The 11,400-nt window shown below is 64.4% G+C and carries 11 protein-coding genes, 2 tRNA genes and 1 pseudogene; 7 read left to right on the forward strand and 7 right to left on the reverse strand.

What is annotated here, in order from left to right; translation table 11 throughout:
- Nucleotides 1-64: 64 nt before the first annotated feature.
- Complete coding sequence (locus tag GT370_RS06290) at nucleotides 65-1,048, reverse strand: Gfo/Idh/MocA family protein (RefSeq protein ID WP_008492634.1); 984 nt, start codon at nucleotides 1,046-1,048, stop codon at nucleotides 65-67.
- A gap of 84 nt (nucleotides 1,049-1,132) precedes the next feature.
- On the opposite strand from GT370_RS06290, the gene secD reads away from it, so the two are divergent.
- From secD to GT370_RS06305, 3 genes are all read left to right on the forward strand, one after another.
- Nucleotides 1,133-2,713, forward strand: coding sequence for a protein translocase subunit SecD (secD, locus tag GT370_RS06295; protein WP_008492633.1), 1,581 nt, complete (start codon nucleotides 1,133-1,135; stop codon nucleotides 2,711-2,713).
- 11 nt (nucleotides 2,714-2,724) lie between these two features.
- Nucleotides 2,725-3,672 carry a protein translocase subunit SecF gene (gene secF / locus GT370_RS06300; protein WP_008492631.1) on the forward strand — a complete coding sequence of 316 codons (948 nt, stop codon included), beginning with the start codon at nucleotides 2,725-2,727 and terminating at the stop codon, nucleotides 3,670-3,672.
- 88 nt (nucleotides 3,673-3,760) lie between these two features.
- On the forward strand, nucleotides 3,761-4,513 hold the full coding sequence (locus GT370_RS06305) for an EAL domain-containing protein (RefSeq protein WP_008492630.1): 753 nt from the start codon (nucleotides 3,761-3,763) through the stop codon (nucleotides 4,511-4,513).
- A 147-nt stretch (nucleotides 4,514-4,660) separates the two neighbouring features.
- On the opposite strand, the gene GT370_RS06310 is transcribed toward GT370_RS06305, so the two are convergent.
- The 3 genes from GT370_RS06310 to GT370_RS06320 form a co-directional block, all read right to left on the reverse strand.
- Nucleotides 4,661-5,128: a hypothetical protein gene (locus GT370_RS06310; RefSeq protein WP_270184073.1), complete on the reverse strand. Its 468-nt coding sequence runs from the start codon at nucleotides 5,126-5,128 to the stop codon at nucleotides 4,661-4,663.
- Nucleotides 5,128-5,601: an MBL fold metallo-hydrolase gene (locus GT370_RS06315; protein ID WP_270184074.1), complete on the reverse strand. Its 474-nt coding sequence runs from the start codon at nucleotides 5,599-5,601 to the stop codon at nucleotides 5,128-5,130. The genes GT370_RS06310 and GT370_RS06315 overlap by 1 nt, the downstream gene beginning before the upstream one ends.
- A 194-nt stretch (nucleotides 5,602-5,795) precedes the next feature.
- The gene (locus tag GT370_RS06320; protein ID WP_168118379.1) at nucleotides 5,796-5,960 is read right to left on the reverse strand and encodes a hypothetical protein; all 165 of its coding nucleotides are present in this window, start codon (nucleotides 5,958-5,960) and stop codon (nucleotides 5,796-5,798) included.
- Nucleotides 5,961-6,171: 211 nt separating this feature from the next.
- Between GT370_RS06320 and GT370_RS06325 the strand changes: the two genes are divergently transcribed.
- The 3 genes from GT370_RS06325 to GT370_RS06335 all read left to right on the forward strand — a co-directional run bounded on the left by GT370_RS06325 (nucleotide 6,172) and on the right by GT370_RS06335 (nucleotide 7,842).
- Nucleotides 6,172-6,531, forward strand: a complete 360-nt coding sequence (locus tag GT370_RS06325) for a hypothetical protein (protein ID WP_008492628.1) — start codon at nucleotides 6,172-6,174, stop codon at nucleotides 6,529-6,531.
- A 220-nt stretch (nucleotides 6,532-6,751) separates the two neighbouring features.
- Nucleotides 6,752-7,174: a DUF445 family protein gene (locus tag GT370_RS06330; protein WP_270184075.1), complete on the forward strand. Its 423-nt coding sequence runs from the start codon at nucleotides 6,752-6,754 to the stop codon at nucleotides 7,172-7,174.
- Nucleotides 7,096-7,842 carry a DUF445 domain-containing protein gene (locus GT370_RS06335; protein ID WP_270184076.1) on the forward strand — a complete coding sequence of 249 codons (747 nt, stop codon included), beginning with the start codon at nucleotides 7,096-7,098 and terminating at the stop codon, nucleotides 7,840-7,842. The genes GT370_RS06330 and GT370_RS06335 overlap by 79 nt, the downstream gene beginning before the upstream one ends.
- Before the next feature lie 126 nt (nucleotides 7,843-7,968).
- Here GT370_RS06335 and GT370_RS06340 read toward each other — a convergent pair.
- The 3 genes and pseudogenes from GT370_RS06340 to GT370_RS06350 form a co-directional block, all read right to left on the reverse strand.
- A pseudogene (locus GT370_RS06340) lies at nucleotides 7,969-10,232 on the reverse strand (FdhF/YdeP family oxidoreductase).
- 94 nt (nucleotides 10,233-10,326) lie between these two features.
- Nucleotides 10,327-10,833 carry an FUSC family protein gene (locus tag GT370_RS06345; protein ID WP_008492625.1) on the reverse strand — a complete coding sequence of 169 codons (507 nt, stop codon included), beginning with the start codon at nucleotides 10,831-10,833 and terminating at the stop codon, nucleotides 10,327-10,329.
- A 214-nt stretch (nucleotides 10,834-11,047) separates the two neighbouring features.
- Nucleotides 11,048-11,134, reverse strand: a tRNA-Leu gene (locus GT370_RS06350).
- 182 nt (nucleotides 11,135-11,316) lie between these two features.
- Here GT370_RS06350 and GT370_RS06355 point away from each other — a divergent pair.
- Nucleotides 11,317-11,392: transfer RNA gene (locus GT370_RS06355), tRNA-Asn, on the forward strand.
- Nucleotides 11,393-11,400: the final 8 nt, after the last annotated feature.

Below are 11,400 nucleotides of genomic sequence, written 5' to 3' on the forward strand. Positions count from 1 at the left end.
GGGCGTTGCCAACGCCCCGAACGTTTTCGCCGCTTTTTTGTAAAAAAGCGGCACCAAAAAACTTTTATAAACTCAGAGTCGGGATCAGCCCGCTGGCCTCGGCCATGGCCCGGCTTTCAGCGATGGACGCACTCACCATCAGCGCCGCCGCCAGAGCGTGCTTGCCCGCCAGCCCGTCCACCACCACCGGCGCCCCATCCAGGCAGGCGGCGAAAAACGCCTCATGTTCGGCCGAGAGCGCGTCATGGTCCTGCCAGCCCGCCTGTTCGATGCCGAATTCCGGAAAGCCCGGCACTTTCACGCCAATCCCCCGCCCCACCAGGGTCAATTTCCGGGCCGAGAAATCCACGGTCAGATAGCCGGTCTGGGAGAAGATGCGCATCTTGCGCTCGGTCTTCAGCGAGATCCGGCTGGCGGTGATCGTCGCCACCGCGCCCGAGGCGAAGCGGATGCGGGCATTGGCGATGTCATCAAACGTGCTGGCCACCGGCGCGCCCACCGCGTCCACGCTCACCACCTCCGAGTCGGCCAAAGTCAGGATCAGATCGAGATCATGGATCATCAGATCCAGGATCACCGAGACATCCGTGCCGCGCGGCTTGAAGGGCGCGATGCGCACCGCCTCGATATAGAGCGGGCGGCCCATGCGTGAGGAGAGCGCGCCATGTGCCGCGGAGAAGCGCTCCAGATGCCCGACCTGCAGCACCCGGCCCGCCTGCGCGGCCAAAGCGATCAGCTCATCGGCCTGCGCCAGCGTCGCGGCGATGGGTTTTTCCACCAGCACATGCTTGCCCGCGCGCAAGGCCCGGGCGGCGTGCTCGTAATGATACTCGGCCGGGGCGGCGATGATCACCGCATCCGCCTCGGCCAGAATTTCCTCGACCGATTTCACCGGACAGCCCGCTTCCCAGGCCACCTCCTTGGCGCGGGCGGGGTTGGGGTCCGCCAGCCCGACGAGCCGGGCGCGCGTTGCCCCCGCCAGTTTCAAAGCATGGTAGCGGCCAAAATGACCCGCCCCGATCAAGCCCACCTGCAATCGCTCGCTCATATCTTAAGCGCTCTATTCCGCTCCGGGGTTGCGCGCAACGCTCTGCCCGCCATACGGCAAGCGGTTTGGCATTTTTCGGAGCCCGTGTTGCTTTATTTCAGCCGTGCGAAGACTTTCGGTATCCTGCTTGTCGTCGCCCTCGGGGTGTTGCTCAGCCTGCCCAATCTCTGGGCGCGGCCGGGGTTTCTGCCCGCTTTCCTGCCCTGGAACCAGGTGCATCTCGGGCTCGATCTGAAGGGCGGCTCCTATCTGCTGCTGCAGCTGGATACGGATGCGATCCAGAAACAGGATCTCGGCCAGCTGGTCGGCGAGGCCCGGCAGACGCTGGTGAAGGATAATCTCGGCTATAAGGATCTGCACGCGGACGCCGCCAGCCATCAGGTGCTGCTGACCCCGCTGGCGGGCCAGGGGCCGCAGGCGCTGAAAGCGCTGCAGGGGCTGATCACCTATCTGCCGAATTCGCCGACGCCGAGCCTGGCCGTGGCGCAGCAGCCGGATGGCAGCATCGCCCTCTCCATCCCCGCCCAGGCGCAGAAAGCCCGCGACACCCAGGCGGTGCAGCAGGCCATTACCATCATCCAGCGCCGTATCGACGGCTCGGGCGTGCTCAACCCGCAGATCCAGCGCCAGGGGGACAGCCAGATCGTCGTGCAGCTGCCCGGCATCTCGGACCCGGAGCGGGTGAAGACGCTGATCGGCACCACCGCGCATATGACCTTCCAGATGGTCGATGCCAACGCCACGCCGGGTCAGCCCGCACCGCTGGGCGATGAGTGGCTGCCAATGTCCGATAATCCGCAGCAGAAGCTGGCGGTGCTGAGCAATGTCGCCGTCGATGGCGCAGATCTGCAGAACGCCCAGGCCAGCACCGATCCGCAGACCGGGCAATGGGTGGTGAATTTCACCCTCAATGCCGTCGGCGCGCGGGAATTCGCGGATACCACCACCGCCAATGTCGGCAAATTGTTTGCCATCGTGCTGGACGGCAAGATCATCGAGGCGCCGGTGATCCGCGAGCCGATCACCGGTGGCTCGGGTCAGATTTCCGGCAATTTCACCGCCCAGTCCGCCACCGATCTGGCGCTGCTGCTGCGCGCCGGCGCGCTGCCCGCACCGCTGAACATCGTCGAAGAGCAGAGCGTGGGGCCGGAGCTGGGCGCGGATGCGATCCGCGCCGGGGCGATCTCGCTTGGCGTCGGCTTCCTGCTGGTGCTGTTCTTCATGGCGCTGTTCTACGGGCTGTTCGGCTGGTTCGCGAATATCGCGCTGGTGGTCAATCTGGTGCTGATGCTGGCCATCCTCTCGGTAATGGGCGCCACCCTGACCCTGCCCGGCATGGCCGGTATTTTGCTCACACTCGGCATGGCGGTGGATGCCAATATCCTGATCAATGAGCGCGTGCGTGAAGAGGTGAAGGGCGGGCGCAAGCCGCTGGCAGCACTTGAGGCGGGCTATAAGCGCGCTTACGGCACCATCATCGATTCCAACGTCACCACGCTGCTGGCGCACGTGACCTTGTTCATCTTCGGCTCGCCGCCGGTGCGCGGCTTCGCCGTGACCATCTGTGCCGGCATCATCACCACCATGTTCACCGCCACGGTCGTGGTGCGGCTGATTACCTCGCGCTGGTATGCCGCCCGCCGTCCCGCCGCCCTGCCCGTCTAGGACCAGCGATCATGTTCACCAAACCGGCTTTCCGCTTCGTCCCGGACGGGACCAAGATCCGCTTCATGAATGGCCGCTTCGCCGGCTTGATCACCTCGGCGGTGCTGTCTCTGGCCTCGGTCGTGCTGTTCTTCCATCCGGGCCTGAATATGGGTCTGGATTTCAAGGGCGGCGTGGTGCTGCAGGTGCAGACCCCGCAAAAGGCCGATTTCGCGGCCCTGCGCGGCGCCCTCGCCGGGGCCGGGCTCAGCGATGCGGCGCTGCAATCGGTCGGCAATCAGGGCGATCAGGTGCTGATCAGCCTGGAGAGCCGGGCCAATGCCGGCGCCACCCAGACCGCCATCGGCGAGGTGCAGCAGGCGCTGGACAAGGCCGCCCCCGGTTCGAAAATCCAATCCACCCAGGCGGTCGGCGCCTCGGTCTCGGACCAGCTTTTCACCCAGGGGCTTGAGGCTCTGGGCCTCTCCTTCGTGATGATCCTGATCTATATCTGGTTCCGCTTTGAATGGCAGTTCGCGGTTGGCGCGGTGGTCACGCTGATCCTGGATACGACCAAGACCATCGGCTTCATGGTGATCACCCGCATCCCGTTCGACCTGGTGACCATCGCCGCGATCCTGACCATCATCGGCTACTCCACCAATGACAAGGTGGTGGTCTATGACCGGATGCGGGAGAATCTGCGCAAATATAAAACCATGGGGCTGCGGGATCTGATCGATCTCTCGATCAACGAGACGCTGAACCGGACCCTGGGCACCTCGGGCACCGTGTTCCTCGCCGCCCTGCCGCTGGCCTTGTTCGGTGGCGCCGCCCTGTCCGGCTTTGCCTGGATCATGCTGTTCGGCATCGTGGTCGGCACTTCGTCCTCGATCTTCATCGCCGCGCCCATCCTGCTCTTCCTCGGTGAGCACCGGCTGCGCCGCTCCGCGACTCCGGTGAAAAAGCCATCCAATTGAAAAAAGAGTGAAATTTCCCTCGCACGGGGGATTTAAGTCTGTTAGAACCGCCGAGTGTTATTTTTGAACAACTCTCGGTAATTTAGACATGCATCCGAAGGCGGCCGGCATTGCCCTCGCCGACACGTTGCGTCTGCGCTACCAGCCCATTTTCCGCTTGCGCGATGGGGCGGTTTGCCATGCCGAAGTTCTCGCCCGCAGCCAGACGGCGGATGGCCAGCTGCTGGGGCCGCAGGCGATTGTGGAGATGATGTCCTGCCCGGACGCGGCGTTGCACCTTACTCTTGCGATCATGGACCGGGCGCTGGGCGAATATGTCGCGCATGGCTTGCGCCGGCGGGGACTGGAGCTGGCCTTCAACCTGCCGCTGAATGTTCTGGTTTTTCCCGGCCTGATCGAACGGATCCGCGCCGTGCAGGCGAAATATGGGCTGGCGGCCACGGCGCTGCGGTTTGAATTGACCGAGACGCAACCGGTGCGCGACCCGCCCGCCGCCCTGGCCAGCATCGCGGACTTGCGGGCGCATGGCTATCTGCTGGCGCTCGACGATGCGATACCCGGCATGGCCTGCCTGGAGGCGCTGCTCGACGCGCCCCTCAGCGCGATCAAGCTTGACCGCTCCGTGGTCACCGATGAGGGCGCCGACGCCACCATGTTCATCCGCGCGATGACCGGCAGCGCCAAGCGCCACGGCCAGGATGTCGTCGCCGAAGGGATCGAGACGGCGGCGCAGATGCGGCGCATGCAGGCGCTGGGCGTTTCGCACGGGCAGGGCTATTTCTTCGCCTGCCCGCTGACCGCCTTGGACCTTGCGGAGATGCTGGCCACGGCGGCAGGCTGAGAGACTGTTTGAAAAGCCACTCTGGCGGCCGCCAAGCGGCGATTTGCTGCGCTCCGGTGCTCACGTACCTTAAGTACGCTCCGCTCCGGTGCTCGCAAATCACCGCTTGACGACTCACCATAGTGACCTTTGAAACAGCCTCTGAGTTTACGCCGCCGCGAGGGCGAAGCGGCGCTTGGAATCCTCCGCCATCCGCTCGATCCGCTGGCGCCAGGCGGGGCTGTTGGCGGCTTTTTCCAGCATCATCAGATTATCCGCATGCAAGCCAGCCGCCGGCGTCAGCTCATGCACCAGCCCTTCCTTTGAGAGCTTCAGCAGATGCGCCAGCACATTACGCTGCGCCGCCGCCTTCAGGAACGGGTCGGCCTTGGCGTAGAGATCGGCCGCGAGGGCGGCGACACTCCAATCCTGCCGCTTCAACGCCTCCAGAATGCTGCGCTCGCGCCGTTGCCGGTGGCCGAGCAGCTCCGCCGTCAGCCCCCTGGGGTCGCGCAGCAGCGGGCCGTGGCCGGGCAGGAAGAGGTCATCGTCGCGCCCCAGCAGCCGCTCCAGCCCGCGATAATAATCCGCCATGTCGCCATCCGGCGGGCTGACGATGGAGGAGGACCATGACATCACATGATCGCCGCTGAACAGGATTTTTTCTCCCCCTGCCCGCGCCAGGCGAAGCAGAGATGGTCCGCCGCGTGACCGGGTGTGTGCAGGGCGGTGAAGCCCTGCAGCTTGTCGCCATCCCGCAGGGGCAGATCCGGGTTGAAGTCCGCGCGCATCGGCTGGTGGAAGGCCGCCACCTTGGCGCCGGTCTGGGCGGCCAGGGCGGGCAGGCCGGCATAATGGTCGCCATGGGTATGGGTGAGCAGGATCAGCCCGAGCTTGCGCGCCCCGATGGCGGTGATGAGATCGCCGATATGCGCCGCATCGTCCGGCCCAGGATCGATCACAACCAGCCCCTCCGGCGTTTCCACCAGATAGGAGTTGGTACCGTGATAGGTCATGATGCCGGGATTATCCGCGACGATCCGGCTGATCCCAGGGAGGACATCGAGCGGCACATGACGTTGCGGCACGGCTTCAGACAAAAAACCCATGCCCGCATCATGCTATGCGGGGGATGATGGGCAATCACACATGGCTGTTTGAAACGCCACTCTGGCGGCCGCCAAGCGGCGATTTGCCGTGCTCCGGTGCTCACGTACTTTAAGTACGTTCCGCTCCGATGCTCACAAAACCCCGCTTGGCGACTCACTATAGCGACTTTTGAAACAGCCGATTATCCGCTGTGTCAGCCGAAATTATAGGCCAGCCACAACACGCCCAGCACCGCGGCGACGCAGACCACGCCCAGCACCATCGGCAGCACCGCGCCTTGCGACGGGGCGCGGCTGAGCCCGTGCGGAAAATGCCCGCCGGGGCCTTGGGAGTTGTGAAGATAATCTTTTATATTCATTGCCTTGACCCTCCATCTTGCGATGGCACGCGATATTCACAGACCGCTTTTTCGGACAGAGACTGACGCCGCCCGGCGATTGCGCCGGACTGATCCTCAAGTCCGACGATACGCCCCAGATCCTTTAAAATGCAATAAAAACCGTGCGGGTCATGGTTGCGGCGCGCGCCGGGCTTGGCCATCGTGAGGAAGCTGTATGAGGGGGATATTCATGGTCGGACGGCATCTCTGTTTCGCCATCTGTCTCGGGCTGCTGGCGGGTCCGGCTTTGGCGCAGAGTAGCGGCATTGTCGGGGCGGATCGCGACCCGTCCTGTCAGGCGGTGGGGGGCATCGGCTCCTATACGGATTGCCGGCGCAATGGCGTGCAGATCGACCCCAGCTCCGGCCTGGCGCTCAATGCGCAGGATCAGTGCAACTCCGTCGGCGGGGTGAATGATGGCCAGGGCTGCTACCGCGACAATGTGCAGGTGAACCCGCTGACCGGCATGAAGGCACAGCCGAGCGATCCGGGCTATGTCCCGCAAGGCGGAGAGGGCCTGCCCGGCCTGCCGGGAGAGGGCAGCAATTAGCCGCCCTGTGTACTTGCGGGCGCAGCTGGGCCATCTATTTCCGCATGGCCATGCCGCAAGACCCTGACGCCCCCCTGCGCACAGCGCTTCGTCGCCACAAAGCCTTCGCCTCCTCGCTGCTGGTGCTGATGGCCGCCCTGGCCCTCGGCAGCTACTGGCTCCCCCCTCCGGCTGGACCGAGCTGCTGCGCGACGCCGCCAAGGCCGGCTTCATCGGCGGGGTGGCGGACTGGTTCGCCGTCACCGCTTTGTTCCGCCACCCTCTGGGGCTGCCAATCCCGCATACCGCGATTCTGCCGGCGCAGAAGCAGCGCCTGGGCGATGCGCTGGGGCGCTTCGTCGCCAACCATGTGTTCACCGAGGCCGATATGCGCCGGTTGCTGGCGGAGCTGGATGGTGCCGCCATTCTGCGCCGCTTCCTGGCCGACCCGGCTGCTTCAAGGCCGCTGGCCGAGGCGCTGGCCGGGATGCTGCCCAAGCTGCTGGCGAGCATCGAGGATGGCCGGGCCAGGCGCCTGCTCAACCGGCTGTTGCCCAAGCTGGTCGGCGGGCGCGCCGCCGGGTGGTGGTGGCGCGCGCCCTGGCCGGGCTGGTGGAAGGCGGCAAGCACCAGGAGATGTTCAGCTTCATCCTGGCCCAGGTGAAGGAGATGCTGGCGGCGCGGGAGGAAAATCTACGCGAGGCGATCAAGGAGCGCGTCGCCGAGCATGGCGGCAAATTTGTCGGCTGGGCGGTGGGGGCGGGCATCGCCAAGCGCGTGCTCTCGGCGGTGAATAGCGAGCTGGACAAGATCAGCCCGGACAGTTCCGAGATCCGCGACGCCTTCGATGAATGGGCACGCGCCGAAATCGCCAAGCTGGAGACCGACCCGGCCCGCGCCGCCGAGCTCGGCCAGGCGCTGCGCGGGGTGATGACGCATGAGACGGTGCAGGCCTGGGTCTGGGATGTCTGGGCGCGGATGCGCCGGGCGCTGGAGCTGGATGCCGCCAACCCGCATGGGCGCTCGGTGGCGGTGATCGAGGCGGCTCTGGTCAATCTGGCCGAGGTGCTGGGGCGTGACGAAGCCACCCAGGCGCGGCTGAACGAGGCGCTGCGCGGCGGCGTGCTGCGGCTGCTGCCGAGCGCCCAGGCGGAAGGGGCGAAATTCATCGGCCATGTCGTCGGCGCCTGGGATGCGAAGACCATCACCGAGAAGCTGGAGCTGCGGGTGGGCAAGGACCTGCAATATATCCGCGTGAATGGCACGCTGGTCGGGTTTGTGCTGGGTGCGGCGCTGAGCCTGCTGGCGCGGCTGGCTCCGGCGCATCCGTGAACGCAGCATAAGGCTTTGCGATATAATTAAAAATTTTTGGCTTTGAAAAGGCTGGGGGGGGGCAACGCGGTCGCCACCGCCCCAGCATTTTTTGCCGCTTTTTGAAAAAAGCGGCACCAAAAACTTTTACGACTTTACAATCCTTACCGGGATCGACTTGGCCGCCGGCGTGCCGGAGATCTCGTCGTGATGCCCAATCGGCAGCAGCGGGTTCAGCTCCGGGTAATAGCCGGCCAAGCTGCCGCGCGGCATCTGGTAGGGATATACGGTCAGCCCCATCACCCGGCGCTCCACCCCGTCATCCGCGATCGTCTCCAGGCCCACAATGGCCTGCGGCGCGATGCCGTAATCGCGCATATCCGCCTCATTCATGAACAGCACCATCCGCCCGTCATAGACTCCGCGATACCGGTCCGAGTTGGAGTAGATGGTGGTGTTGTACTGGTCGTGCGAACGCACGGTGGAAAGGCGGAACATCTCCGCGCCGCCAATCGGCTTATCCTCATCCAGCCCTTCGATGATCAGGAAATTCGCCTTGCCGGTGTCGGTCTTCCATTGCCGGGCGCGCGGCGGGTTGTTGAGGTGGAAGCCGCCCGGCGCCTTGATCCGCTGATTGAACCCGGCGAACAGATCCGGATACACATCCGCGATGCGGTCGCGGATGAGGTTATAATCCGCGATATAATCTGCCCAGGGCACCACGCTGTTGGGCAGCGTCGCCATCGCCATGCGGCAGACGATCTCGATCTCCGAGCGCAGATCCGCGCTCGCCGGCTCCAGCACCCCGCGCGAGGCGGTGATGTTGGACATCGCATCCTCGATGGTGACGAATTGCGGGCCGCTGGCCTGGTTGTCGATCTCGGAGCGGGCGATGACGGGCAGGATCAAGGCCTGCTTGCCATGCACCAGATGGCCTCGATTGAGCTTGGTGGCGATGCCGACGGTGAGGTTCAGCCGGCGCATCGCCTCATAGGCGGCGAACGTGTCCGGGATGGCGTGGATGAAATTCCCGCCCATGCCGATGAACACCTTGGCGCTGCCCTCGATCATCGCCTTCACGCTCTCGACCACATGATGGCCATGCTCACGCGGCGGGGCGAAGCCGAATACTTCCTGCAACTTGTCCAGATAGGCTGGGGTCGGCTTCTCATCGATGCCGACCGTGCGGTCCCCCTGCACGTTGGAATGGCCGCGCACCGGGCAGATGCCAGCTCCGGGCTTGCCGAAATTCCCGCGCAGCATCAATAGATTGGCGATCTGCTGGATCACCCGCGCGCCCTGCTGGTGCTGGGTGACGCCCATGCCGAAGCAGATGATGGTGGCGTTGGAGGCGATATAGACATCCGCGCAACGCCGGATCTGCGCTTCCTCGATGCCGGAGACCGCGACGATATCCGCCCAGTTGGTGGCCTCGATATCCGCCTTCAGCGCCGCGAAGCCATGGGTATGGTCGCGGATGAACTCCTCATCCAGCACCTTTTCCCCGGCCGCGTCGCGCTCGAACAGCACCTTCATGATGCCCTTGAGCAGCGCCACGTCGCCGCCGATCTTGATATGCACGAATTCGCTGGAGATCGGGGTGGACTGGAAGGTGGCCATCTCCACCATGTCCTGCGGCTCGGTGAAGCGGATCAGAGCGCGCTCGGGCATCGGGTTCACCGCCACGATCGGCACGTTGCGCTTCCTGGCATGCACCAGCTCGGTCATCATGCGCGGGCTGTTGGTGCCGGTATTCTGGCCGATGATGAAAATCGCCTCGGCCTTGGCGAAATCGCCGATCACCACGGTGCCCTTGCCGATGCCGATCGACATTGGCAGGCCGCGGCTGGTCGGCTCGTGGCACATATTCGAGCAATCGGGGAAATTATTGGTGCCGAATTCGCGCACGAACACCGAATAAAGGAAGGCGGCTTCGTTGGAGGTACGGCCGGAGGTGTAGAATTCCGCCTCATCGGGGCTGGCGAGGGCGTTCAGCTCGCTGGCGATCAGCCGATAGGCATCGTCCCAGGACACCGGCACATAATGGTCGGTGGCGGCATCATAGCGCATCGGCTCGGTCAGGCGGCCTTGCTCCTCCAGCCAGTAATCGGACTGCGCCATCAGCTCGGTGACGCTGTACTGGGCGAAGAAGTCGCGGGTGACGCGCTTGCGGGTGGCTTCAACGGCCAGCGCCTTGGCGCCGTTCTCGCAGAATTCCAGCTTCTTCTCGCGGTCCGGATTCGGCCAGGCGCAGCTCGGGCATTTGAACCCGTCCGGATGGTTCATCTTCAGCAGCGCCTGGCTGCCTTTCACCACCACGCTCTGTTCCAGCAACACCTTGGCGGTGGCTTTCGCCGCCCCCAGCCACCGGCCGGCGCCTTATAGGTTTCAAAGCGCAGCTTTTCCGACATGATCACCACTCCCCAGCGGATTGTTCTTGACGCTAAATGAGTGTCCCTGCCCCCGCGACAAGTTGCAATGCAGCAACACCGCCCCGCTTATTGCTCAGCCCTGGGTCGGTCTGGCCTCGTGCGCGTCCAGCCAGGTGATGGCGCGTTCCGCCAAGGCGTGGAAGGCGATGCCGATGAGCCCGCCCAGCAGCACCTCGCTGCCCCGCCAGATGCCGGTCTGGAGAATCGTATCGCCGGGATCGACGGTGAGCAGCACGATCGGCGCCGTCCACATCGAAACCCGCAAATTCGGCCAGAGCCGCACCAGCACGGCGCAGAAACAAACGGCCCCGGCCAGTTGCAACGGCACCGGCGCGGCAAAGGCGACCAGCGCCCCGCCGATAATCACCGCCGAGACGACGCCGACGAGCGTGCCGGTGAGCCGCCAAAGCGCGGCGCGGCTGGTATCGTTGAGTTTTTCCTGGGAGACGATGATGCCGCTCATCGTCGCCCAGACCGGATGCGGCAGCCCGACGCCACGGGCCGCCAGATAAGCCAGCGCGGCCGCAGCTGAGCAGCGCAGGACGAAGGCTATGTGCCGGTAGATCTCATCACGTGTCATTCATCGCCCCGGCGCCTGGTTTCAGCCCGTGTGAGCTTCCAGGAACCGTGGCGCCTTGTCCAGATGAGCGGCACAGGCGGCGGCGATCGAGATTTTTGCGGCAATCCGACGGATGATTCGCGATTTTGCGCAATGCCCCGCGCCGCTTTTTTGCGGCCGGTTTTGACGCCGGCTGAAGCGCGGTGCGGGCCGATGAAAGAGGGGTTGGGAAGCCTGGTGCGGGTGGTCGGAATCGAACCGACACTCCATTGCTGGAACCGGATTTTGAGTCCGGCGCGTCTACCAGTTCCACCACACCCGCCTGGCTGCGCCTTCTGTAAGTGAGGCCAGCGGCGAAATCAACTGGCCGGGCCGCCCCTGCCCGCGAAGCAGCTGTTTTTTAAGCTGAACAAGCGCTTACAGGGCGTTGAGGAGAAAGCTGTCATTTATTTGCCAAGGGCACTTGCCAGCCTCCGGGGCGTTGTTTATAGAGCCGCCCACCGGTCCCGAATAGCTCAGTTGGTAGAGCAAGCGACTGTTAATCGCTCGGTCGTAGGTTCGAGTCCTACTTCGGGAGCCACTTCATCA

The sequence above is a fragment of the Acidocella sp. MX-AZ03 genome (assembly GCF_027626035.1).
Lineage (GTDB): Bacteria > Pseudomonadota > Alphaproteobacteria > Acetobacterales > Acetobacteraceae > Acidocella > Acidocella facilis.